Genomic DNA, 26,057 nt, shown 5'->3' with positions numbered 1-26,057 from the left:
TATTATTTTGAGCCAATAGTAATTTGATGCGTTTTCTGGCTTTCGCCCTGACCGTAAAAATTCAGAGGCAAATTGTCCGAAGTAATCATTTTCCCTTCATTGTCAATGATGAGGCATTCAACTCCTTTCAATTGATTGACCAATGCAAGGCCATTTATTTTCCCGAGTACAAAAACGGCTGTTGCCAGGGCATCTGCAAGCTCAGCATCGGGACAAATAATAGTTACACTTCTCAAACCTTCAACCGGGAAACAAGTCCGCGGATCAATTATGTGTCCGTAGCGTTTTCCATCAATGGTTGCAAAATGCTCATAATCGCCCGAAGTAACCACCGCCATCGGACCAACTTCGATCCACGCTATAGCGGCTGAAGGATTGTTTGGGTCAGCGATTCCAATTGGCCACTTTTTTTCAGGCAGTGGTTCGCCCCATGTAATCAGGTCTCCGCCTGCAATCACAATCCCACTTTGAACTCCCATAGCCTGCATAACAGATTTCATGCGGTTGGCCGCATAACCTTTACCAACTGCGCCAAGTCCTATTGCCATTCCCCTATTCTTCAGAAAAACCGTTTTGGAATCTTCATCCAAAATAATATTCTTATAATTGACCAGTATCTTCATTGAATCAATCAAACCTGGAGCGGGCAGATTCGTCATGGTGCCATCGAACCGCCAGACGTGCCTTGCAGCAGCCCAGCTAATATCAAAAGCTCCGTCGGTAAGCTCCGACACTTTATTGCATCGTTTGATAAGTTGAAAAAGTTCATCCGAAACTTTCACCGGCGCGATCCCGGCATTGTCGTTTATTTGCGAAATAATTGTGTTTGGAATCCATTCCGAAATCATGTTTTCAATTCGCTTCACTTCGGCTATTGCCGCAGTAATCGAAGCATCTACCAAACTGTCACTCTCAGCAAAAGGAGTTATTTCAAAACGGGATCCCATCAACAACAAAACTTCGGTTCTGTGCTTCAATTGAGCCGTCGCACTTGCAGAAAACAATGCGAGAAAAAAATAAATAACAATGGATTTATGCAAAATCGTTACAGATAAAATTTTCCACAATACTGCTCTGCCCCGCTCTCTATGCGATAAATGAAGACACCGTTATTTTGAGACGCGTGATTCCATAAAAAATATCTTTTGGCACCATCATCAAAATAATCAACGGATTCATAAACAAATTTACCTGAAAGGTCGAAAATCTGCAACATTGCATTTTCTGCCTTTTGAGATGGAATGCCAAATCCAATAGCTTCATTCCCGGCAAACCTGAAAATACTGGCTTCCTGAGCAGGGTCTTCAATCCCGCTACTATTAGGAATATAGGAAATTTCGATATTGGAAAAATTCGCGGAATTGCTAAAACTCAAGGTGTCGCCAATTATCCCTTTATTAAATGTATAGCTTGTGTATGGACCCTGACCATCTTTCTCAGTGAACTCCACCCATATTTTATAGTCGCCATCAGGGACCAGAGTTCCGCTTGAATTCTGACAATTCCAGCTAACCGTGTGCGTTTGATGAGAGGTTATAGTGGAACCTGTGATTGCGCCAACAACATTCTGCGCGGGTGTGGCGGTTTTCCACTGATAAAGATATTGTTTACGTACAGCGGCCATCACCTTGAGTGATTTCTGAAAAGTTCCAGCCGAATTTGTAACCCAGATGGCAACAATATTGCTTGGCGCATACTGGCCACCCGCAGTTATGGTAGTAACTTTGAACGTAACAGTTCCGGCAGTCTGCGCATTCGCGATTGTTGCTGAAATCAATGCGAAAATTAATAATAAAACGCTTTTCATTTGAATCATTTGATGTTGATAATTTTTTCAAGTTCCAAAACATAATCCTGTGCAGAAAGATCCTTGTAACCAATGTTTCCCAACACTGCTTCATCTGAATTTATTACAACAACCAACGGGAAAAGTCCATTTGGATTAAAACGCTCAGCCAATGCATCATTTTGTTGTTGCAGATTTTGAGGCAATCGGTTCTTTTTCTGTGAGGGGAAATCAAGGCAAACGCAAACAACTTTTTCTTGCGCCCAGGAATTGAATTCGGGTTTTACAAATACTTGTTCGCGAAGCATTATACAGGGTTTACACCAGTCGGATCCGCTGAAAACTATTACCAACGGCTTGCCACTCTCTTTGGCATTTGTCAATGCGAAATTATAATCCTTGCTCCATATCGTAGAATCGAGTGGAGTTATTGTCTGAGCTCCTAACGAGGCCGAGATTAAAACCATTAGAATAAAAAAGTATTTCTTCATCGCAAAAGATTGTTTGGGAATATCAGACAAATTTATTAAGTATTTCGTTGCAGAAATGACGAATTTTTTAAAATATGCAGATTTATGCATATTTTACAATTATTCACGGAAATTGAATAAGAATTTCCTTGCTAGTCAACCATCATCATTGACGATGCGAAGTTTTTGACAACAAAATGCACATCAGCATTGTAACTGCCATAAACCGGATCTGACATTTGCTCCGAAACGAGTTTTAGATTCATTTCGAGATTTGCTTTTCCATCTTTGAAATCCATAGATATGATTGTAATCTCATTGTAGCGAAAATACATCATAGCCGTTCCGTCAGGTGATTTTATTATTGATTGCAAATATGCACTGGCCCTGATTTCTGTATCACGAAGAGCATCCTTATATGGAACATAATTGTCGCCATGGAGAGTATATGGGAGCTTTGTTTCATATAATTCAAAACCACCATCACGGGTTTGATGCCACTTCAACTGCGGTGCAGCCGGCAAAAATAAATCGAATGAATTCACCCGTCCCCCGTCATTTTCAGCAAATGTCAGATTTAGCGAAGAACAACTTCCCGAGCTTGTTTCAATTGATTCCAATGAAATATTTATTGTGTCTTTTAATGGGAATCTTTCTTTTCCTTTTGAATTCTGATGAAGGACAATTGTTGCCTCATTAACAACAACTTTCTCAATAGATTTTTCAGTTTCCTTTTTTATTGTTGATGAACAAGCAGCAGAAAAAAGCGTCAAAAAAACGAGTGCGAAAAATGTTTGGTTCATATTGAGTTATTTAAGTCGTGTTCCTTTAATATCCATTTCAGTGCGATTTTCTTTTCCGTTGAGATGGTTGAGTCCAACATAGGTGCCTTCAAACGAATTTCTGCTGGTAAATTTAATTTTATACTGAACACTGCCCAGTGCAGTGGGGTCATTAAAATTTTTGGAAGAGATTACATAATACTGACCTTCACGTTTCACATCCATTATGTATTCAATTTCATCGAGTTTCAGATCAGGCAGCTGGGCTTTTTGTCCTTTCATCTGCTCTTCCACTTTTTTACGCTCGGCCCTGTAATCATCGCCCGATCCGTAAAAATCGGCCATCCCGTCCATATACTGAAGCGAAGCATCCATGGTCATTTTGGTGATGGTTGCATCAAGTTTCCAGGTGCCTTCCAGTTTTGGAGCGCCAATCATGATTTCCACCACTGTGGTTTTACCTTCACCGGCCAACTTTAATTCGCCTGAAAATTCCTCGTCTTTACCTGCCGGACCTTTCACCGTTACAATCACTTCCTGCGGGCTTCCGGCATCAAGATAGCCTAGCGTTGTGCAGTTGAAAAGGAACTCTCCATCCTTGTCTGTTGTACCAGTCCAGAGTTTTTTATGAACATCCGATGCAACATTAAATTGCACAGCTAATCCGCCAACTTCAACATCGGAGTATTCATCACATTCAGGATCAATTTTTACAACAACATTTATTTTACTCACCTTGTTCATTTCTTTTTGAATAAAACATAGCTTATCGTACAGCTTTCCCTGCATGTCCAAACGAATTTCTTTTACAATTCGCTCAAAAATATTGGTCTCGTTCAATGTTTTAATGATCGATGCATAATGGGCATCGGAAATATCTTTCTTCAATTGTTCGTTCAGATAACCGCCTCCGGTGGCGCCGGTATTCTTCATAATACGGTCCTGATACTCACCTACAACACTTTCATCCTGCCAGAATTCCCAAACATAATCATGAATAACTTTCATGACTTCTTCAGAAGCTTGCGCCGGATTTTTCACAGACCGCATGGTCTTTTTCAATGTTTTGTACCAATAGACCGAATTGATTTTTTCTTTTTCTCTTTTCTCTTTATAATAAAGATCATACGCTTTCTGATAAATATCTGTTCGGCCACTGATGGCTTCCTGAATGAATTTATTGAGCGACCAGTCAATAACAAATACGCCCACAAATGCCAGATTGATAGCTGAAGTATTAATCAGTTTCAGCGCCCAATAATTATATAGATTTTTTGACAGCTCCAGTGTTGCTTTGCCTGTTTTTCCTTCAGCAACATCAATGGCACACTGCACCAGCGCAAAGCCCAATCCAACTTCAGTCGCCACTTCGTTTATACCTTTCAAAGCGCCCATTTCAAGCGCATTCTCAGCAAAAGACCCCACTTGCGCACTTATGCCAAACCACTCGTTCACCTTATCCCATCCAGCTCTGACAGCGCCATCTGACTTTGGCGAATTCGCGGCAAATTCTTCCATGGTGGTAGCAACTTCTTCGGTTGACATGAATGAACCACCCGGGAATTGAACCTTTTTCACGGTCATCATCGGGCCGGGGACAACCTTTTCTGAAACAGCCCACGGTGCAAAAGTGGTAAAATGATTCGTATAAATGGTCATGGTATTATCCGACGCATTTATTGTATAGGGAAGGCCCTTCCACTCATTGCTGGATTCATCCAGATACATGCAGAAAAGATCTTTTGAGGGATCTGCACCGGCTGGTAAATCTGCTGGATCGTACTTAATGGTCACTTCCATGTAACCGTCAAATTCATTTGTTTCCGACATGCTTACATCATAAGCCCCAAGCTGTTTTATGCCTTCCTCTTCGGGCAATCCCTTCACTGAGTAAATGCTTAGTGTTTGCTCTTTATCAATCAATCCATAAGGCACAGTCACCGCAATCTCATCTTCATACTTCACCGTCTGATCTTTGTCGGAAACAGCAATCGTTTGTTCAACCAATAATTTTTTTCTGATTCCACCAAAAAGCTTGGTGTAAGCCAGATATCCGCCACCACCAATAACTGCAACAATAAGAACAGCTGCAGCCACTTTCAGAAAAACACGTTTCTTTTTACGCGGTGTAATTGGCTGAGATTGATGAAAAGCTTGCTGAACCGGCTGTTTGGGTTGTGTACGCACCGATGCTGGCTGATGAATTGGCTGCTGTACTACAAAAGTTGATTTGCCACAGGTTGTGCAAAATTTGACTCCGGGCTTCAGTGCTGCTCCGCAGGAACAAACATCCGGGTTCGTAATCGGTGCTGTATTTACAGCAACCGCGACTTTCATTCCGCACACCGTGCAAAATTTTGCTCCCGGCTTCATTTCTGCGCCACAACTGCATAGGTCTGAATTGACCTTTTCCGTTTTTTCTTCAGTAACATTGAACTTTTTTCCACAAGCAGTGCAAAACTTCGCATTCGGCTTCAAATCAGCGCCACAGCTGCATTTTGTCAGGCTTTCGGCGTTCAGGTTTTTTTCTGAAAAAACTATTTTAGTTCCGCAATTAGTGCAGAATTTCGCGTTCTCATTCAACGATTGATGACAATTGGAGCAAAGAATCATATCGATATTTTTTGACGTTTAATCAGAATAATGATTTCAAAAATACTAAATTCCTTTAAGAGTCTGTCTAAAAATGATGTCAGAGGCAAAAACAACATTCCACCGTCCTTAAGCGATGCAGGAGCGCAAGGACATGGAACCGTTGTTTTTGCCATTGTTGCGACGGTTCCATGTTCCGGCCTTTTTAGAAAACCCTCGAAGAGTTCCGAACTCTTCGAGGGTTAATAGCGGCCGGAACGGTGGAATGTCGTAACAACGAGCTGTTTTTAGACATTCTCTAAGATTTCATGCAACATTTTTTCTCAACCGGATAACATCAGATTTTATTTAGTAATATTGTAACTGCAATCTTTTATTCATGATCAGAAATAAATACAAAATTATTGCGACCAGAAGTGCGCTGATATTTGGTATCATCTCACTTGCTTTGTTTCTCATTCCCTCACTCACCGGAATGGATGGCATGGATGGCGGTTTTGCAATGATGGTATTTGCCTTCCTGATGCTTCTCACCGGAATAATTATTTTCTATTATTACATCAGAACCGCCCGCGTTTTTGAGTCTATTCTTCAACCGGAAAATGTTGTTGCTCAATGGCATATTGGGCAAGTGGAATACGCACAACTACAAAAATTAGATGTGAAAGAAGTCTCGGGAAATTTTTTGCTAATGCGATGGGTAGTTATTTTTATAACATTTATTGTGTGTGTGTTTCTGGCCATAATTGGATTGGATTTCAGTTTCCTTATTGTCTTCTTCATTGGATTAAGTGCCTTTATCTGGCTTGTAAGCGCTATCGCTATGCATTCCCAAAAACGCAGACTGCGCCCGGCCGAAGCACATGTAATTCTCACACGCGAAGGAGGCATTATAAACGAAACACTACATGTCTGGGCCAAACTGAATAACCGTCTTGAAGACGCTTCGATTCAAAAAATTAAATCCGGAATACACTATCTTGAAGTTACCTATTCTGTACCCAGTCGCGGCGCCCGTGTCGAAACCACCGCCCGCTTTCCCGTCCCGGAAGGAATGCTGACTGAAGCACAATTTGTTCTGAACGAAATTTTCAATCAACAATAATTCGGATTATGAAAAACGACAATATAAAAATCATCATCGAAGCGGCCTGGGACAACCGGGAGCTCCTGAAAGAATCCGAAACCTGCAACACCATTCGTTTGGTCATTGACATGCTCGACAAAGGCACTTTGCGCGTAGCAGAGCCGGTTAGCGACAAATGGCAGGTGAATGAATGGGTGAAAAAAGCAGTCATCCTGTATTTTCCAATTTCGGAAATGAAAGTGACCGAAGCCGGCCCACTGGAATTTCATGACAAAATTCCACTGAAAAAAGGATATAAAGAAGCTGGTATTCGCGTGGTGCCTCACGCTGTAGCCCGCCATGGAGCCTATATTGCCAGCGGTGTCATCATGATGCCTTCGTATGTAAACATTGGCGCTTATGTCGATAGCGGCAGCATGGTCGACACCTGGGCGACTGTAGGTTCTTGCGCACAGATCGGAAAAAATGTACACCTCAGTGGTGGCGTTGGAATCGGCGGTGTGCTGGAACCTGTGCAAGCAGCTCCGGTCATTGTCGAAGACGGTTGCTTCATCGGTTCACGCTGCATTGTGGTTGAAGGTGCGCACATCGGACGTGAAGCGGTTCTCGGAGCCAACACGGTCATTACCGGCAGCACCAAAATTATTGATGTTTCGACTGAAAAAGCGGTTGAATACAAAGGCTATGTGCCGCCCCGCTCTGTTGTGATTCCGGGTTCGTACACCAAAAAATTTCCCGGCGGCGAATTCAATGTGAATTGTGCCCTGATTATCGGACAACGCAAAGAAAGCACCGACCGCAAAACCTCACTCAACGACGCCCTGCGGAATTTCAATGTGGAGGTGTAGCCTTTAAAGGGTGTCTCGAAAAAAATTGATGCAAAAACAACATTCCACCGTCCGAAAGCGACAAAGGAGCTGTAGGACATGGAACCGTTGTTTTTGCCATTGTTACGACGGTTCCATGTTCCGGCTCATTGACTAGTATGAATTCAGTACACAAGCCGGAACGGTGGAATGTCGTAACAATCATTTTTATGGCCTATCCTTTAACAAACAACTGCAACTCAATAGATTTTGACTATTTTTGTACATCAAAGAAATATTCTGTATGATAAATACATTCGCGAAAGGCGTATTATTGCTGGGATTAATCTCTATTTCACTGTTTTCGCAAGGACAGCGAACCACCCTGATCAGCAATGATTTTTCGTACTCTTCAACGTATCAATATGTCAGTTCGCCTGGCGCCAGAGAATTTTACAGCAATTTCATCATTCAGGAAATAGCCCGATCCATTCCAAAAAGAGCTGAATACACTTCATTCACGGTAAACTATGTAATGAATCAGCAACTGATAAAACTGGATTCGGCCCATTACATTTTTAAACCCGAACTGAAGAATTTTACAGCCAGTGGCGACATTCAGTATAAAGGAATCAATATTGCCAAAAAGCTGATCCCGGGTGAGATTGATTATACCGTGAAAGTTTTCCGCAAACAAAGCGGCGGTATGAATATCGGCGGTCAGCAAAGCGGAGTTCTTGTTTTTCAGAAAACTGTAACTGGTCAGCAACTCAACGACAACCTTGGCTATTTCCCGCTCCCCGAGCTGGCTTTCAGCGACACTGTGAATGACGCACAATACACACTTTCGGTTGAAAATCAACTGCTGTATTTCAACGAAAAATCAAAAAACATTTTTCTCAATCAGGTTGCCTACATCAATGACTATTATTCAACCGATGTACTGATTGCGGCTCAGATGGATAAATTGCATGCCATTCAGCCCGACAACATCGATCTTATTTCGTTTTACGACATTGAGTTGAAAGAAGTAGAGCAATCCATCATGTCGATCGATTCGCGGCAATTCCCACAGAATCTGGGCTTGCACGAAAACGACCCGATGCAGTTTATGCCCAAGATGCATAATCTCGTCACTGAAACAACACAACTGCGTGCTACGCTCAATCAACGACTGACAATTCTCGATCAGCTTTTTTGTCAGAAAGGCAACGACCTGATGGCTGAAGGAAAGCTGCAGGAAGCCGCAAATTATTACAACAAAGCCAAACAGGTAAATCCATATTATGCGCCGGCTCAATACCAGCTTGCCCGCATGGAGTATAATCAGGCGAACTATGACACTTCGGCATTCATGGTGAATTACGCCTTGCTTAAAATGAGCCCGGATCCTTCGACCCAGCAATTGCTGGTGCAACTGGGAAATACCATTTACACAACACTCATTGGTATCGGTGACAAAAACAATACTGAGCAGAAATATAATGAGGCCATTGCCGGTTTCGAACGTGCAAAATGGCTCTGCACCTCTACTCCGGGACTTGTCTGTACCGAGCAGGTACAAAAAGGATTGGCTCAGGCAAAATACGGGATCTACCGCAGTTATCTGCAGGTGGCCGAAAAAGCCATCCAGAACGGACGTCTCGATATTGCTGGAAATTACATCAATCAGAGCATGGAATATCAGAAACAAAACGCTTCTGATATCATCAGCAATTCCGAAAGCGTTCAATGGATGGGCGTGCTGTGCAAAGAGTATGTGATGCTCGGAAACAAACTGAATCAGCAAAAAAAATACGACCAGGCAGTCATTGAATTCAATAAATGCGACAGTCTCAGTCAGGTTTATCCAGCTATTGGAGAAGTGAAAGGCTGCCAGACCGGTTTGTGCGGCGCCCGCAATGGTATTTACGACAATTATCTCGAAGATGCCAGAACTAAGCTGAACGCCAATCTGCTTGATGCTGCCGAAGAAAAATGTCTGACCGCCATGTTGTATCAGAAAACACACAAAGAGGACATTTTCTCTGACCGCGATGCTGTGAAAGTAATGGCTCTGATTAAAGAAAAAAGATACCATATTGCCATCGAAAAAGGAAGAAATTATCTGAATGGTGAAAATTATTCCGATGCTGCAAAATATTTTCTCGAAGCGCGCGGATATCAGAATCAGTACGACTTTAAAAGAAACGACAGTCTGGGAATATTTCTTCAGATTGCAGGGAAACCGCTTGCAGCATCAATTCTGGAAGAAGGGAAAGTACGTGCCTGGGGAAATAAATTGCCCGAAGCCCGCGATTCGTACCAAAATGCAACGGAGGCCATTAAAAGCTATGGACTTGAAAAAGACAAGGAACTCGAAGCATCGATGAACGAACTGAAAAATAAAATTTTCTCGCAGGAATGTGCCAATGCTGAACAGAATTATATTTCGAATTTCGATAAGGCAAAAAAACTTATGCGCGACGGAGATTATGCACTGGCCTCGGTTACCCTGAATATGGCCATAGATGTCACCAGTAAAAATGTTCTGTGTAATATCGACAACAGCGCGGCCTATAAGGAGCAAAACCGCATTAAACCTGCTATGGAATATCAGAATATGATGTTCAAAGTTGACGAGTATGCTGCACAGAACAATTATACTGAATGTGTGAAGCAAATAAATACATGCGGCATTTTTTACACTACCAATGGCATTGATTCGTTCGGGCTAAAACACCCGACCGTACAGGAATATATTTTACACGGCGGCGATGTGAATTTTGTTTATTTCGGAGCTGACCATTTTTATGCTCTGAAAGATTACGAATCGTCATTCCGCATGTTGCAGGATCTGAAAAGCCGCAATTATCCGGTTAAGTTCACCAAAACAATTCAAACGCAGCTCGGCGGCAAAATGGCCATCAGAGACAAAATAAACGGAGTGACTGATTACAAAATTCAATTGCTTAAATACACCGAAGGCGAGAAATGGTATGCTGTTTTCAGCAAATCGTATAAGAAGAGCTGGAAGAAGAATTGATATGAGAATTTTCGTTACAAGCGTTACGCGTGAAATTTATCCCGCTGAAAGCGGGTAGCGTTACGTTACAGAGTGACAAGGCTGTTTTTTTCACCCTCGTATACCAAGCAAAACCAGAATTAACCGTCATATTCATGGATCAGGAAAACCCACAACAAAAAGAACAACCCAACAACCCGTTGCACGGAGTGAAATTGATAACGATGCTGGAGCAACTGGTGGAACACTATGGTTGGGAAAGATTAGCAGCGAAAATCAACATCAATTGCTTTAAAAAAGATCCGTCAATAAAATCCAGCCTTACGTTTTTAAGAAAAACACCCTGGGCCAGAGATGAAGTGGAACGGCTGTATCTTTTTTTTGATAAGAAAAGGCAATTAAAGCAGGCTAAAGCAAAACCGAAACCCGATCGAATGGAGTTTTGAATGTTTTATTGGAACTAACGAAAACAAATGGTATATTCTTTTTTCGAGGTGCTGAAATTACTTGATGTAAAGCAAAGCTTTTGATGCGCACCCAACATTTTGGCGTCCACCCGACTTGAATGGAGAGCGGGAATGGACACGGAATCGTTGGGTGCTAAAGGATTATCACTACCCGACGATTCCAGGTCAGCAAATCTTTTCTTAACCCTCGTTTGCTGACGCTAAAATGTCGGGAAACACTCAAAATTTTAGAATATAAAGGCCTGTTGCTTTGTCGGTATTAGAATTCGTATAAACTCGTGCCATGTATGTTTAATAATTTGATTGGCACCTCAAAAAATGATATAGCCAAACAAATTGAATTACAGGAAAAACGATTAATGACAGAGCTATTGCATGTGATCCGAAAGAAAACAATGGTTGTGTTCGAAATAAAACAGCATAATCACTCCGAAATCAATCGTCCCGATTGTATCATTTCGCCATTGCCGGATATCGTGTACAAATAACTCCCCGCAAACAATTCTCCTGCAGCAAGCGTTGTGAAGCTTTCAGTTAAGATGATGCTCGTCACTTCTTCTCCCAAATCATTGAAAATTCTAAATTCGTAGTTATAAATTTGCAATGCATCATTTATCCTTATGTTGACAGACTCGTAAAATGGATTCGGGTAAATGGTTACGTTATCTGCAAGCCGTCCGACAAAATCCACTTCAATTACATTTGAGTAAGAAAAATTCCCGTCGAAATCAGTTTGCTTTAATCTGTAATATGAAACACCGGAAGAAGGTTCATTATCACTTGTTGAATAGTTTAAAAGAGCATTACTGTTCCCTGCTCCATCAACATTTGCCACAAATTCAAAATTCATTGCATCAATGCCTTTTTCAATAGTGAAGTAATCATTGTTTATTTCGCTTGCAGTTGACCATGAGATATTAATGAAATCATTCTCGGGTTCTGCATAGAATGATAATAATTCGATAGGTAAGAATTTCCCCACCCATTTTAAAGTGGCAAAATTAACCCTTCCACAAGCATCTGTAACCTTCAATTTGATTATGACGGGAATAGAAGTTAAAGGAGCGGTATAATTTGTTGGATTAATAAATTCGTCAGTGAATGTTCCACCATTGTCACAACTCCATTTGTATGTATAAGGCAAAGTGCCGCCACTTACTGTTGCATTTAATGAATAGGTTTCTCCTGGTTCATAATTACCGGGTAGAGCTGCTAAACTTATAGTAATCTGAGTTTGCTCTCCGGCCATTAGAACAAAGTTAAAGTATGCCCTCTGGGCTGCTACCTGCTCAGTAATAGTACCCTTGGTTAAATCATGTCCGGCCTCATACATTACCGTTCCTTTAGTGATATCGCCGAAAGCAGGGCCATAGGCAACAATCGTAGCAGCTTGTGGAAATGTATAAGCCAGGTGCGTTTTGGTGTTAATATAATTTGCATCATAAACGGCCTGAGTTGTTGTGCTTCTCCATCCGGCAGCACCGGGAACATAGATTTGTTCAGAACCATTCGTCGTGGAGCCATCAAGCGTTCCTATAAACTGCATGATGGGATTGGCAGCGGATGATGAGTTATAGGTATACAAGTAATTTGCAGTACTGTTAGAATGATCATCACCAGCAATTAATCCACCAGTACTTAAAAAATTACATCCGGGAATATTTTCCAAAACGCTTACGGCATGACAGCCAGCCCATAAGAAACCACCATTGTTAATGTAATTTTGCAAAGCCGTTATCCATGCTGTATCCCAGTCATCTGGATCAGCATGTGGTAAAACGTACAAATCGCCACCAGTACAGCCGGATAGCATCAACGGATTTGCATTCAATTTATAAGAAGCTTTTGGAACTTCTGCGTTGGCATAGTATGGGGAAATCAACCCATCATTGTCAGCATCCAATACTGCAATTGGCCAAGTGGTAAGCTCCTTGTATACAGGAGCAGTAAAAATGCCAATTGTAGGGCCATCAACTATCACACCCTTTACTTTCCATGTATTAATTAAAGTAATTACGGATGCTGTAATATAGTCGCTGCTAATAACAAAGGAACCGCCTTTGTAATTTTTGGTGCCTGCTGAGGTTGATGCTGTAAAATCAATGCCGTCTTTTACCTTTGAGGAATTGATGGCCCAGTTGACAGGAACTACTGCAGTAATAATCAATTGATAAACCAAGCCATACGGTTTTAATCCATTGGCTTTTGATTGAGGGGTTTGCCCCATATCAATGATATAGGCACCGGCAGGAAACGTTGTTGTCGGATTTTGACTGATCGAATTTAAGCTCGAAAAAACAATAGTAAATAATGTTATCAGACTTATAACACCTAGACGAATCGAGCCATCATGGTTACAATAAAATTCTTCTGGGTTGATTTTTAAAGAAGGTGTATATTTTTTCATGGTAATTGAATTAGTGATTTGTGAATGAATCCGCATAATCAAAGATCAGTCATGAATGGACCAAAAGAGTTATATTGCTTAAGAAATACGTTACATCTTTCACTCATGATCCATGTTCTCTATCGGAATATTATTTCCAACTATTATCGGCTGATTATTCCGAAATTAATCGTCCCGATTGTATCATTTCGCCATTGCTGGTTATCTTGTACAAATATATCCCGGGAGTGAGATCGCCAGTAGCAAGCGTAGTCAACCGATCTGTTAAGATCGAGCTCATCATCTCCTTTCCCATGACATTATAGATTTTCAGTTCGAAATTTTTCGTTTCAATCAGCATGTCATCTAAAACAAAGGTTGCTGAAGTACTGAAAGGATTTGGGAAGACAGTAAACGGGGTTGTCTTTGCAAAATGAACGACAATTACGTCTGAAAATGTTGTTGTTCCGTCAAAATCTGTCTGCATAAGACGATAAAACACAGCACCATCAAATGGCTGAAGGTCTATGGCTGAATATTGGTGAATTACATTGCTGTTGCCGGCGCCCTCTATACGCAATAAATCTTGAAAAGAAACAGCATCATTGGATCGTTGAATCGTAAAATAATCGTTGTTTGTTTCAGTTGCAGTTGACCAATTAAGCTGAATAGAAGATCCAACGGATTGACCTTCGAAACTTGTTAAAACGATGGGCATTGGATCTCCATTAGCATCACAACCCACGACCATATTACCGTTTAAAGTAATAGCTCCTGCACGACTAAGACCCCTTCCGTCCAACGATGCGCCATCCAAAAGACTGATAGCCCCGTCGGCGATAATAGTGCCTCTGAAAATGGAATTTTCACCCAAATCAACCGCTCCCACCACTTGCCAATACACATTGCAAAACGAGGCTGCGTTTTTAAGAATTACTTTTGAGCTTGGGCTTGTAGAAAGTGCCCCATTGATTTTAATTATAAAAATTCCACTGGGATCACCCTTTGCATCTAAAATCAAATCTCCATTCAAAGCAGAAGCGGTTGTAAGACAATATACTTTGCCTGGTCCCAAAACCAGACCGTTGCCAAATGGAGTTGTTATAGTGCTGTCGCAGATTAGTCCGGTCATAAAACTATACGCAGCGCTTACATCCACCGCGGCCTGTGCTGCAACAATATCTGCAACATGAACTTCTCCCATAACCGTCGGACTCCCCGTATATGCACCCACATTAGTGCCTGCATCGCCCCAAATGATTGTTGAGCCGGTATTATTAAAGTCTCCTGCAGCAGTAAACAACGCGAAACTTGAATCAGTACCTATATCAGGTGCCTGTCCAAAAGTTGGTCCGCTAAAAAATGAAGAAATACACAATGTCATTATGTATATGAAGTTTCTTCCGTGATAATTTAAACTTATAAGCGCTTTCATTTTGAGATATATTAGTGAATACAAAGTTGATACATTATAGGCCAAAACCCATTATATACAACTGGAAATTGTTTATACATTTCACTGATTGTGAATTAATTAAGATTACAAATGTGGATAGCCTTCGCTGATGTTGTAACGCGGCTTTCAGACACACCGAAAGCAATTGAACGGATAAAAAAAACGCTGAGTGCAACCTTCCGGTAAACGTAAGCCAACGATTTGCTTTATTCCGCTAAGAAAAATATTTATCTTTGAAAAAAATCTCTCCCATGAAAAACATGCTTCTCATCAGTAATTCCACCATGGCCGGGGCTCCGTACCTTGGCTGGTGCAAGGAAAAAATAGTATCCTTCTATAAAAAATACAATGTCAAAAAAGTGCTGTTCGTCCCGTATGCCGGCGTCAATCTGGTGGACGAAAGCATCGAAGCATCGTATGATGCATACATCAACCGCGTGGCCGGTGTGTTTGCCGAATTCGGCATTGAATTCACTTCGGTACATAAAGAAGCTGATCCTGTTGCAGCCATGAAAAACGCTGAAGCCATTTCGGTCGGCGGCGGCAATACGTTCTATCTCGTTCACATGTTGCACAAAACGGGACTGATGGAAGTCATCCGCGAGAAAGTGCTGCAGGGAACGCCCTATTGCGGCTGGAGTGCCGGTTCAAACGTTGCCTGCCCTGCCCTGTTTACCACGAACGATATGCCTATTGTGGAGCCCGCAAGTTTCAAATGTCTGAATGTAATTCCGTTTCAGATCAACCCGCATTATCTCGATGCCAATCCCGAAGGACATGGCGGCGAAACTCGCCAGCAGCGCATCGAGGAATTTCTCACAGTCAACCGCAGCACTGTTGTTGCCGGCCTTCGCGAAGGTTGCTACTTTGAATACAACGAAAAAGGAATTTCTTTGGGCGGCGACCGCCCCTTGATTGTCTTCAACTACGGCAAACCAACGCAGGAATTTGAGCCTGGAAGCGATATCTCAACCCTCGAAGGGTTCTGAACCCTTCGAGGGTTTACGCTCCCTTCGAGGGTTTACTCTCCCCAGTCTTCAAAGCTTCTGATCGCAAGAATCTCGTCTTTTCGTTGAAGATGGATTGCCGCAAAATTATCTTTCCCGTCAACTTTTGAAAGAATAAATTTCTTATCAAGCCAGCTCTCTGCCTCATTAAAATAGGCGTTATACGATGACCAGTGAAAATCAAAAACGCTGTTTGAAAATTTATGTTTTACTGGGTTCAGATGAACATAAAGAAGTGCAGTAATAAAATGGTCTTCATTGGTGATGAGTGTCCGCTTGAATCTTCCTCTGAATAAACTTCCGCTTCTACCCTGCTCCTTATTGAATGCCTGTGCATAAGCATTGAAAAAATGCGAAAACGGATAATGCAATTTCCCGTTTTCGCATTTTGAGTCTTCCCTGAATTTCAGTAAAAAATGAAAGTGATTACTTAAAAGACAATATGCATAAACATCACACATTGGCGAAATGTATTGCTTAAATAATTCTATAAAAAATCTTCTGTTTTCTTCGGAAATGAAAAGCCGCTCCTTATTATTGCCCTGATTGTAGATGTGATAAATCTGACCTTTCTCGAGTATAGGAAGATTGTCACTCATAGTCTTAAATTTTAAATTTACTAATCCCTCGCTTAACCACCCCTCGAAAGGTTTAGAACCCTTCGAGGGGTAGTATCACTCAGCTGAAAACTCCCGGATTTTATTTCGATAGGTCATTAATATATTGGCGCGCGAAACAAAACCGACATATTTTTCGCCATTCAGCACCGGAAGATTATACCAACCCGTTTTCCGGAACTTGACCATAGCTGTTTCAAGATTATCGTTGAGCGAAACCGAGTCCTTTGCTATTTGCATAAGGTCTCGCAAATAGACCGTATCATATTTCGTCTGCTCAAACATAAGCTGCCTGACCGAGTCAAGCGTAATCACACCAAGATAGTTGAAGTATTCATCAACAACCGGAAAAAGGTTGCGTTTCGATTTTGAAATAACATCAACCAATTCGCGCAGTGTCTGATCTGGATGAACCGTTTTGAAATCGCTTTCAACAACTTCATTAACTCTCAAAAGCGTTAATGCTGATTTGTCGCGATCGTGCGTAACCAGTTCGCCGCTGAGAGCCAGACCACGCGTATATATCGAATATGGCTCCCAGAGCCGCGTTGTGATGTACGCAATGCTTGAGGTGACAATCAGGGGAATAAACAATGCATAGCCACCCGTAATTTCTGCAATAAGGAATATGGCTGTGAGTGGCGCTGAAATCACGCCGGCAATCAGGCCAGCCATTCCGACCAGAATAAAATTTGATTGAATAAGGGTTGTAAATCCAAGTAAATTCACCACTTTTACAAAAGCGGCACCTGTGATGCCACCCATAAACAATGATGGAGCAAATGCGCCCCCGATGCCACCCGCGCCAGTTGTAAGCGACATTGCAGCAACTTTGAGAATTAATATCAAACCCAGATACCCAACAAACATCCAGGAATCCGCGTCGAAATTATAAAAAAATGAATTGTTGGATAGATCATGAATATTGCCGCTCAAAATCATGCGCATGGCTGCATAACCCTCACCATACAAAGGCGGAAACAAAAAAATGAGCAACCCAACTGCGCCACCGCCCAGAATTATGCGCCAGAATTTTTTTTTGATTTTTTGCACAGACTGCTCAATCCAGCTATTGGTGCGCAGAAAATAAACAGAAACCAGTCCGCATACAATGCCGAGAATTACGTAATACAATGTATTTCTGAATTCGAATGGTTCCTGAATTGAAAAATAAAATTCAATACTTTTACCAAGCATAAATGTCGATACGAGTGCCCCGGTAACAGCGCTTATAAGCAATGGAATGATCGAAGCCGCTGTAACTTCCAGCGCCAGCACTTCGATTGCGAAAATAACGCCCGCGATGGGTGCCTTGAAAATCGCTGCCAATGCGCCTGCCGTACCTGCTCCAATCAGCAGCATGCGTGTCTTGTGCGACTGTCCGAACCATAAGCCAATATTTGAGCCCATGGCCGCACCGGTTGCCAGAATCGGGGCCTCCATCCCTACAGAGCCACCCATGCCAGATGTAATAGAACAGCCAATCAATCCGGAATACATGAAATGCGGTTTCATCTTCGATTCGCCTTTTGACAAGGCTTTCAGGATTTTGGAAACGCCATGGCTGATATCGTCTTTGATGAGATAAACAGTAAATAAAACAGTGATCAAAATACCCAACCCGGGTAAAATCAAATAGTAGAAGTTTTCCGCATCTACATTGGCCTGTTCGCGCACATAGGCTTCAATATAATGCACCGAAGTCTTCAGGATTACAGCAGCCAGACCGGCAGTCAGGCCCACCACGATACTGAGCAACAGCACAAATTGCTTGTGCCTGATCAGTTTCCTTAGAAACAGAGCCGGTTTCCGTGTCATATAGTCATCCAAAAGCATGTGATATTTTTGTCAAAGATATTTATTTAACTTTGAAGGAAAATAATTTCAATGCTTCAATTTGAAAAATTCACACTTTCAAATGGACTGAAAGTGCTGGTTTATAATGATAAAACCACTCCGATGGCAGTCGTTAATATCCTCTACGGCGTTGGTGCCCGCGATGAAGATGAAAACCGGACCGGATTTGCTCATTTGTTCGAACATCTCATGTTTGGTGGCAGTATTAACATTCCTGAATACGATACGCCTCTCGAAAAAGTCGGTGGCGAAAACAACGCTTTCACCAACAACGATATCACAAACTATCATATCACACTCCCCGCGCAGAATATAGAAACTGCATTCTGGCTCGAGTCTGACCGCATGCTCAGTCTGGCTTTTTCGGAAAAATCGCTCGAGGTGCAACGAAAAGTAGTTATTGAAGAATTTAAACAGCGCTATCTCAATCAACCTTACGGAGATGCGTGGCTGTATCTGCGACCTTTGGCATACAAAGAACACCCATACAAATGGTCCACCATCGGTAAGGAGCTTAGCCATATCGAAAATGCGACCATGAGCGATGTTCGTGCGTTTTATGACAAGTGGTACAATCCCGCAAACGCCATCATGGTTGTGACTGGTCCGCTCGAAACTGATACGGTAAGAAAACTTGCCGAAAAATGGTTTGGCAGCATTAATAAGACACACGCTGCCGCACATAATGTTCCACAGGAACCCGAACAAAATGAAAAAAGAGAGTTGACACTTGAGCGCGATGTTCCGTTCAGGGCTTTGTATCAGGCCTACCACATGGCAGGACGCGAAAATCCGGATTACAAAGTATGCGATCTCATCTCTGATCTGCTCTCAAATGGCGCTTCGTCAAGGCTGTATCAGAATCTTGTCAAAGACAAAAATTATTTTTCAGGTCTGAACGGCTACATCACCGGCGATTACGATCCGGGGCTTTTTGTCATTCATGGAGAGCTCACCGGTGGATATTCCTTCAACGATGTAATACCCGCAATCAAAAAAGAAATTGAGGAAATTAAAAAAGGAAATTTCAGCGACCGTGAACTGGAAAAAGTGAAAAATAAAATCGAATCGACATTCGAGTTTTCAAAAACCAGCTGTCTGAACAATGCTATGAATCTTGCATACAACGAATGGATGGGCGATGCTGATCGCATTAATCATGAAGTTGCAAAATACCGTGCAATCACGCGGGAGGATATTTGCCGGGTTGCAACTTCGGTCTTTCGCGATGAAAATCTTTCACAACTTTTATACGAGCCGCGAAAATAACTTTTTGCATTTTTGATTGTCAAACAAGAAATTATGAACACAACAGATATTAACCGTTCAATCGCACCGGCAGCTGAATCACTGCAGTTTGGCGGTTTTCCGGCTTTCACCGAAACAAAAATAAACAACCAGTTCCCTTGCTTTTGTTTTGAAAATTTCAATTCCGAAGTAGTCCGACTGGATATTCTGGTTAAGTCAGGTTCATGGATTCAGCAAAAGCCGCTTCAGGCCTCGTCAATGGCCCGAATGATGACAGAAGGAACAAGGCAGTTCAATTCTTTTCAGATCGCCGAAGCCATTGATTTCGGTGGCGCTTATATTGATGTAACGGCATCAAACCATCATACTACCTTCAGTATTTTTGCCGTCAAACATATCCTGGTAAAACTCTTTCCAATATTAAAGTCAATCCTGACTGAAGCAACTTTTCCGGAAGAAGAATTCAGGGTGATTCTTGCCAATAATAAACAGGAATTTATAATCGGCAACAGAAAAGTAATGAATCTTGCCCGACGCATTTTTCCTTCAATGCTTTATGGTGAAAAACATCCATACGGAAAAACAATTTGCGAAGCCGATTTTGACAATCTTGTTACAGAGGACCTCAAACACTTATACAATCATCTGCCGTTTGGCGAATTGAGCTTGTACATTGGTGGCAACATCGATTCGGATGTTATCGCTTCACTCAATGATCTTTTGAAAGACATTAACAATAATGGAAGCGGAATTCCTGAACAGGAATTTACAATTCAACCTTCTGCCGAAAAGGAAAAAATCGTGTTGGTTGAAGATGCAGTGCAGTCTGCAATCATGATGGGAATTCCTGTCGTTGGCCGCAGCCACCCTGATTTTCCCCTTCTGGCTTTGACAAATACAATACTGGGTGGATACTTCGGAAGCCGGCTGATGAAAACCATTCGCGAAGAAAAAGGTTTTACTTATGGCATTTCTTCTGGTTTGGCCCTGCGTGCAAAAGCATCGCACCTTTCTATTCAAACTGAAGTTAATACAGATATTACTCAACAAGCTCTTGATGAAATTTTCAAGGAAATTTCGCGTTTATCTGCAGAGAAAGTGCTGATGGAAGAATTGAATATTGCGCGCAATTATATTTTCGGAAATCTGCTTCGCAGTCTGGATGGGCCTTTTGCGCTGACTGAAAAACTTATGCACATGCATGCTGACAACCTTGATCCGAAAAAATATTTCAGAAACTATTGGGATTCCATCGCAAACGCAAGTCCAGAAGATGTTTTGCTAACTGCAAAAAAATACCTGAATCCTGATGAAATGCGGGTTCTGATAGTAGGAAATAAAAAATAACACATGATACAGCGGCTGAAATACTCATTGTTCTTCATACTCCTGCTTTGGAGAACATTGTCTTTCGCTGCACTGGATGCCCCTTCGCTGCGATGCCTCGACGTTAAAGCAAATGGCGATGTTGAATTATCCTGGGTGATTCCGACTGATCCAACTGCGGTTTTCGATTCATATCAGATATTTCATTCAACCACTCTGGCAGGCCCTTACGCATTGGTGGCAACTATCCCGGTTTATGCTCAGAATAATTGGCTGCACGTTGGTGCAAACGCACAAACTACTCCCGGTTTTTATTACATGATTACCGTTTCCGATGCACCGGTTTTTCAATATTCTGTTCCATCCGATTCATTAGGCACCATGATGCTTACCGCATTGAATCCACTTAACGGGACAGCGCCACTCAGCTGGAATTCGCTCCACATGCCGCCTCTGGGCACTTCCGGAAATTACAATGTGCTTTACGAATATCCGGCAGGCACCTGGAATGCAGCAGGAACAACACTCTTCACATCCTTTTTGGACACAATCGACATTTGCAACAATCAGGTAAATTTCAGAATTGAACAGACCGATGCCTCAGGTTGTATTTCTGTTTCTTCCATCGACGGCGATGTTTATCAAAACATCATTCCGCCCGACATCCCCGAACTGGACAGCGTTTCGGTGAATCCAGCAACGCAAAATGCTGTAATTGGCTGGCAGCCTTCTTCTTCAGGTGATACCGAAGGCTATATTATTTATCTTTTTACCGGAGTGTGGATGCCCATTGATACGGTATGGGGCATAAACACTACTACCTACGAAAATTTATCTTCAACGGCTGATCTGAATTCCGAATCCTATTGTGTGGCCGCCATCGATTCATGTGCCACAACAAGTCCGCTCACAACAGGGCATTCAACCATTTTCCTCAGCAGTACCGTTGATCCTTGCAACCGCAGTGTAAATCTCAGCTGGTCGGCTTACAGCGGTTTTCCCGGTATTACTGAATACATTATTTATTTCGCTGAAAATGGTGGCTCATGGTCTGTTCTCGATGTGGTCTCAAACTCAACAGTCCAATATGAAATATTAAATCTTGAAAACGACAGCTCGTATTGTTTTTACATATCAGCCGTTTCAATAAACGGAGATACTACTTCCTCCAATTTTTCATGCGAGCTGGTCGATTTTCCAGAACTGCCGGCTTATGTTTATATCCGGTATGCCTCAGTCAACACCGACGGCAGTGTTGATCTGAAATGGGTAAACGACCGCAATGTGTATGTTCTCGGTTATTCGCTGCAACGCAGCCTGTCGCCTACTGGACCATGGACTTCGATCGATTACAAGTCGTATACAGCAACACCTGAGTACATTTTTACAGATGCAACAGCGAACGCAGATCTGCAGTCGGTTTTCTATCGCGTTGCTGTAATTGATTCATGCAGCAACGAAGCCATGCACAGCGATACCGCTAGAACTATTTTTCTGAGGGGCGAACCACTGGGCGATCTTTCAAACGAACTTATCTGGAATGATTATGAGGGCTGGCCTACCGGAGCACAGGAATACAAATTGCACCGCATGATTGATCATGTTCCGGATCCGGCACCCATAGCCACTTTTGCTGCCGGCGCCGAATATTATGCCGATGATGTTGCACCCTATTATTTGAGTTACGGATTATTCAACTATCGGATTGAATGCATTGAAGCTGCCGGGAATCCGCTTGGATACAATGATACAACATGGTCCAATCAAATTGAAATTCAGCAATTGCCACGCTTGTTCATCGCAAATGCATTTTCGCCGACCGGTTACAATACAACTTTTTGCCCGTTTGGAGTGTATATTGACCACACCTCTTATTCATTCATAATCTTCAATGAACTCGGCGAAGAAATGTTCAACACTACTGATTTTTACGAATGCTGGGATGGCACCAACGACGGTTCACCTGCTCCCTGTGCTGTTTACCACTACATTCTTCGCATGACTTTACCCGGAGACCTTGCATTTACAAAACGGGGACATATTACGTTGCTTCGGTAAGAGTGAACTAATCTTTTCAGCGTGCATTGCAATTTTGTGCACAAAAAAACCCGCCATTTCAGCGGGTTCAATATTGTTTGATCTGAGATTTTAGTTGCTGGATTCTTCAACAAGGTCTCTGATATCTTTAACTTGTTTCTGCATTGTGATTTGCACTTTTGAGAAATTATTTACAGGCCAGCCTTGCCAAAGAACATAGTTTCCCTGATTGTCTTTTGAATTGTATGCAGCCGTAGTCATATCATCAATTTCCCAATACATGGTTTCATAGTCTTCGGAGAAATCGACTTTCACATCCATAAACTTGTGGTAAACCACAACATCCAGGTAATCATTGCCGATACCAATCATTTCAAGCAGCGTAGTCAGAGCAGCCTGACCGGGAAGGCCTTCCAGTTTCATTTCGAGGGTAAAGCGTGGTTGCACACCACCGCCAATAAAAAATTCACCGCCATTAAAATTCAAACTTGCATAATTGAAAACCTGATCGATTGAGCTGGCTATGTTCACATATTTACTGTCGCCATAAACTACATACATCATAAGCGGTCCCGCCGTTGAAACGATGGTGCCGTCGCTGCTAAGATGGAATGCTGTAATCGGGAAATTAACACGGGGTGTAATATCCTGTCCGGTGTTCATGTCGTAAGCTTTATTAACAAGCCAAACACCTTCCATTTGAGTTTTAGTAGGTGGTTCTTCCTGAAGGAGATCGCATGACGATAAAGTGAAAATCAACACAAGGGCTGACCAAAAGAGTAGATTCTTTTTCATAGAAGTATAATTTGAACAGCAAATATAACAAAAACGGGGCCGTTAATAAATTCTTTTAACAGGAAAAAAAAAATTGTACTTTTGATTTTCTCATAACCAGCATGAAATTAAGTGTTTTTATACCCTGTTTGACCGACCAGTTCAAGCCTGAGTCCGCTCAAAACCTTTTTAAGGTCCTGCGACATCTGGGCGTTGAAGTGCATTATCCCGATCAGCAAACTTGCTGCGGGCTCGTTGCATACAATGCCGGACATTGGGATGAAGCTCGTTTTATTGGTGAAAAATTCATCCATGAGTTTGCATCAGACCATTATGTCGTAATGAGTTCGGCTGCCTGCGCCAACATGGTAAAACACAATTACAACCGGTTTTTCTACAACACTTCGTTTCATCTTGAATATAAGAAATTACAAACAAGGGTTTTTGAATTGTCAGACTTCCTGATTAATGTGCTTCACGTTTCAGCCTGGAAAGGAAAATTCAAGGCAAAAGTGATGTTGCATATTGAAAGCAGTGCCGTCATCGACTATCATCTGTCGGATGAACCACTTCAACTTCTTAAAATGATCGAGGGCGTCACTTTGGTCGAGCCAGCGCATCACAAGTCAGGCTGCGGATTCGGAGGTGCTTTTTCGGTTATGTATTCGGAATTAAGCACCGATTTTGCGCTGGAAGAACTCAACCAGGCCATCGCTGCCGGAGCTGAATACATTATTACCATAGAAACTTCGTGTGTGTTGCAGCTCGAAAGTGTAGCCATTAAACATGGCCTCGATATAAAAATAATGACTTTACCGGATTTGCTTGCCGAATCGCTCCGTTTTTCCGATGCCATTTTCAACGAGGATGATCAGATGGCCATTGGATGATCCTGAAACTGATCTTCACACGCCAATATCTGATTAATCCTTTAGTAAATTCCTACAAATTACTTACTTTTGCAGTTGTCTCAAAAAATATGTCTGTGAAAAAAATTCTTTTTAAAGCGTTTCTGGCTGTTGCCGCAGTAGCTTTTCTGTCGTGCAGTACCGAACTTGATATAAACGGAAACAAAAAAGAAGTGATGATTGTGTATGGCATTCTTGATGCCACAACCAGCACACAATACATCAAAATCAATCGTGCCTTTCTGGGCGAAGGGAATGCGCTTGAATATTCGCAAATTCCGGACAGTACGCTATATCCTTATCTGCTAAATGTAACACTGGATGTATTAAATAGCAGCGGACAGTCAGTTCGGCAATATGTTGCCGATACAGTTCATATATGGAAAGATGGCGGTGTTTTCTTCACCGGATTCCAACCCTATTACCGCATCAAACTCAACGATTACACTACTACAGCTACCGGAGACACCGTTTGGCTCAGCTCAAGCTATACATACAAACTTACTATCGTTGACCCTGTTACAGGAAATATTTATGAAAGCGAAGCCCCGGGTATCAGTTCCTTCGTTCTCGAAAAACCCAATCCCATTTTTTCGAAAATCAGCTTTTACAACGATGGAACTAAAAATGTCGAATTCAATTCTGTATTAAACGGAAAAATGTATGAAGTAAAATATGTTTTCCATTACTATGACGTGTATGACAGTAATCCAAACGATACCATTGAAAAAACGAATGACTGGACTGTTGGTTATACGACCTCAGTTACAACCGCAGGCGGTGAGGATATGACTGTGAGCTACAGCAACTGGGATTTTTTCTATCTTTTAGGTCAGCGATTGGAGGAAAGGGATGATGTTACGCGATTCCCCGGATACCTTTATATTTCTGTCACTATTGGGGCTGAAGACCTCAATACATACATCGATGTCAATCAACCTTCGAGTTCTATAATTCAGGAAAGGCCCAGTTTCTCAAATATCACAAACGGAATCGGGCTCTTCTCGAGTAAATATACATTCAGGAAACGCTTTACTCTTGATGACAATACGGTGGAATTGTTAAAGACCGGGGCCTATACAAATAAACTTAATTTTGTTGATTACTGGCCCAATTTTCCACTTCATTAATTATCATCTCTCATCGCAGACCGAAATCGTCAGCGCTTAATGCACTGGTGTAAATTGCTGATTGGTCTTTGCTTTAAGTTTCCTGTGATGTTGATTTTCGCATCAATAGTTTATTCGTACACTAATAATACTAAGTGAAATATTTGAGCGTCCAATAAAACATCTTGAATCGATAATGTATTGGTGGTTGGTAACAGAGGTGTCTCATGTCTTTAGAAAAACCAATAACACACTCCTGACTTCGCCATTGGGACACCCATTTTTTTCTGAAGTTTTTGAGGAAATTCATCCAATAAAAACAAAGGAAGAGTGTAAAT

20 protein-coding genes are annotated in these 26,057 nt (G+C 41.9%); 10 read left to right on the top strand and 10 right to left on the bottom strand.

The window, feature by feature from the left end; all coding sequences use genetic code 11:
- Nucleotides 1-2: 2 nt before the first annotated feature.
- The 5 genes from A2W93_02435 to A2W93_02415 all read right to left on the bottom strand — a co-directional run bounded on the left by A2W93_02435 (nucleotide 3) and on the right by A2W93_02415 (nucleotide 5,621).
- Nucleotides 3-1,040, bottom strand: a complete 1,038-nt coding sequence (locus tag A2W93_02435) for a hypothetical protein (GenBank protein ID OFY53725.1) — start codon at nucleotides 1,038-1,040, stop codon at nucleotides 3-5.
- A 5-nt stretch (nucleotides 1,041-1,045) separates the two neighbouring features.
- A complete protein-coding gene (locus tag A2W93_02430; protein ID OFY53529.1) occupies nucleotides 1,046-1,816 on the bottom strand; it encodes a hypothetical protein in 771 nt (256 codons plus the stop codon).
- The gene (locus tag A2W93_02425; GenBank protein OFY53724.1) at nucleotides 1,813-2,253 is read right to left on the bottom strand and encodes a hypothetical protein; all 441 of its coding nucleotides are present in this window, start codon (nucleotides 2,251-2,253) and stop codon (nucleotides 1,813-1,815) included. The genes A2W93_02430 and A2W93_02425 overlap by 4 nt, the downstream gene beginning before the upstream one ends.
- 155 nt (nucleotides 2,254-2,408) lie before the next feature.
- The gene (locus A2W93_02420) at nucleotides 2,409-3,029 is read right to left on the bottom strand and encodes a hypothetical protein (protein ID OFY53528.1); all 621 of its coding nucleotides are present in this window, start codon (nucleotides 3,027-3,029) and stop codon (nucleotides 2,409-2,411) included.
- Nucleotides 3,030-3,065: 36 nt separating this feature from the next.
- On the bottom strand, nucleotides 3,066-5,621 hold the full coding sequence (locus A2W93_02415) for a hypothetical protein (protein ID OFY53527.1): 2,556 nt from the start codon (nucleotides 5,619-5,621) through the stop codon (nucleotides 3,066-3,068).
- A gap of 388 nt (nucleotides 5,622-6,009) precedes the next feature.
- Between A2W93_02415 and A2W93_02410 the strand changes: the two genes are divergently transcribed.
- The 4 genes from A2W93_02410 to A2W93_02395 all read left to right on the top strand — a co-directional run bounded on the left by A2W93_02410 (nucleotide 6,010) and on the right by A2W93_02395 (nucleotide 10,973).
- Nucleotides 6,010-6,735 carry a hypothetical protein gene (locus A2W93_02410; GenBank protein ID OFY53526.1) on the top strand — a complete coding sequence of 242 codons (726 nt, stop codon included), beginning with the start codon at nucleotides 6,010-6,012 and terminating at the stop codon, nucleotides 6,733-6,735.
- Between the two features lie 8 nt (nucleotides 6,736-6,743).
- Nucleotides 6,744-7,565: a 2,3,4,5-tetrahydropyridine-2,6-dicarboxylate N-succinyltransferase gene (locus A2W93_02405; GenBank protein OFY53525.1), complete on the top strand. Its 822-nt coding sequence runs from the start codon at nucleotides 6,744-6,746 to the stop codon at nucleotides 7,563-7,565.
- A gap of 262 nt (nucleotides 7,566-7,827) precedes the next feature.
- Nucleotides 7,828-10,548, top strand: a complete 2,721-nt coding sequence (locus A2W93_02400) for a hypothetical protein (protein ID OFY53524.1) — start codon at nucleotides 7,828-7,830, stop codon at nucleotides 10,546-10,548.
- A 134-nt stretch (nucleotides 10,549-10,682) separates the two neighbouring features.
- Nucleotides 10,683-10,973, top strand: coding sequence for a hypothetical protein (locus A2W93_02395; protein ID OFY53723.1), 291 nt, complete (start codon nucleotides 10,683-10,685; stop codon nucleotides 10,971-10,973).
- A gap of 445 nt (nucleotides 10,974-11,418) precedes the next feature.
- On the opposite strand, the gene A2W93_02390 is transcribed toward A2W93_02395, so the two are convergent.
- Together A2W93_02390 and A2W93_02385 are read right to left on the bottom strand one after the other, a co-directional pair.
- Complete coding sequence (locus A2W93_02390; protein ID OFY53523.1) at nucleotides 11,419-13,437, bottom strand: hypothetical protein; 2,019 nt, start codon at nucleotides 13,435-13,437, stop codon at nucleotides 11,419-11,421.
- Between the two features lie 118 nt (nucleotides 13,438-13,555).
- Nucleotides 13,556-14,815 (bottom strand): hypothetical protein, encoded by a 1,260-nt coding sequence (locus tag A2W93_02385; GenBank protein OFY53522.1) that lies wholly within the window; start codon nucleotides 14,813-14,815, stop codon nucleotides 13,556-13,558.
- Between the two features lie 281 nt (nucleotides 14,816-15,096).
- Here A2W93_02385 and A2W93_02380 point away from each other — a divergent pair, with 281 nt between their 5' ends.
- Nucleotides 15,097-15,825 (top strand): dipeptidase E, encoded by a 729-nt coding sequence (locus A2W93_02380; GenBank protein ID OFY53722.1) that lies wholly within the window; start codon nucleotides 15,097-15,099, stop codon nucleotides 15,823-15,825.
- A 32-nt stretch (nucleotides 15,826-15,857) separates the two neighbouring features.
- On the opposite strand, the gene A2W93_02375 is transcribed toward A2W93_02380, so the two are convergent.
- Both A2W93_02375 and A2W93_02370 read right to left on the bottom strand, forming a co-directional pair.
- Nucleotides 15,858-16,442: a hypothetical protein gene (locus tag A2W93_02375; protein ID OFY53521.1), complete on the bottom strand. Its 585-nt coding sequence runs from the start codon at nucleotides 16,440-16,442 to the stop codon at nucleotides 15,858-15,860.
- A gap of 75 nt (nucleotides 16,443-16,517) precedes the next feature.
- Nucleotides 16,518-18,296 carry a chloride channel protein gene (locus A2W93_02370; protein ID OFY53520.1) on the bottom strand — a complete coding sequence of 593 codons (1,779 nt, stop codon included), beginning with the start codon at nucleotides 18,294-18,296 and terminating at the stop codon, nucleotides 16,518-16,520.
- Nucleotides 18,297-18,347: 51 nt separating this feature from the next.
- Between A2W93_02370 and A2W93_02365 the strand changes: the two genes are divergently transcribed.
- The 3 genes from A2W93_02365 to A2W93_02355 are packed head-to-tail and all read left to right on the top strand — an operon-like array spanning nucleotide 18,348 to nucleotide 22,949.
- Nucleotides 18,348-19,586, top strand: coding sequence for a peptidase M16 (locus A2W93_02365; GenBank protein ID OFY53519.1), 1,239 nt, complete (start codon nucleotides 18,348-18,350; stop codon nucleotides 19,584-19,586).
- A 12-nt stretch (nucleotides 19,587-19,598) separates the two neighbouring features.
- Nucleotides 19,599-20,912, top strand: a complete 1,314-nt coding sequence (locus A2W93_02360; GenBank protein ID OFY53518.1) for a hypothetical protein — start codon at nucleotides 19,599-19,601, stop codon at nucleotides 20,910-20,912.
- 57 nt (nucleotides 20,913-20,969) lie between these two features.
- Entirely contained in the window at nucleotides 20,970-22,949 is a 1,980-nt protein-coding gene (locus A2W93_02355) for a hypothetical protein (protein OFY53517.1), read from the top strand.
- Nucleotides 22,950-23,039: 90 nt separating this feature from the next.
- Here the strand turns inward: A2W93_02355 and A2W93_02350 are convergent, their stop codons facing one another.
- A complete protein-coding gene (locus A2W93_02350; protein ID OFY53516.1) occupies nucleotides 23,040-23,723 on the bottom strand; it encodes a hypothetical protein in 684 nt (227 codons plus the stop codon).
- 101 nt (nucleotides 23,724-23,824) lie between these two features.
- Here A2W93_02350 and A2W93_02345 point away from each other — a divergent pair, with 101 nt between their 5' ends.
- Together A2W93_02345 and A2W93_02340 are read left to right on the top strand one after the other, a co-directional pair.
- The gene (locus tag A2W93_02345) at nucleotides 23,825-24,592 is read left to right on the top strand and encodes a hypothetical protein (GenBank protein OFY53515.1); all 768 of its coding nucleotides are present in this window, start codon (nucleotides 23,825-23,827) and stop codon (nucleotides 24,590-24,592) included.
- The gene (locus A2W93_02340) at nucleotides 24,589-25,740 is read left to right on the top strand and encodes a hypothetical protein (protein ID OFY53514.1); all 1,152 of its coding nucleotides are present in this window, start codon (nucleotides 24,589-24,591) and stop codon (nucleotides 25,738-25,740) included. The genes A2W93_02345 and A2W93_02340 overlap by 4 nt, the downstream gene beginning before the upstream one ends.
- Nucleotides 25,741-26,057: the final 317 nt, after the last annotated feature.

This window comes from Bacteroidetes bacterium GWF2_43_63 (assembly GCA_001769275.1).
Lineage (GTDB): Bacteria > Bacteroidota > Bacteroidia > Bacteroidales > DTU049 > GWF2-43-63.
This window is presented reverse-complemented; position numbering and strand designations above follow the sequence as displayed.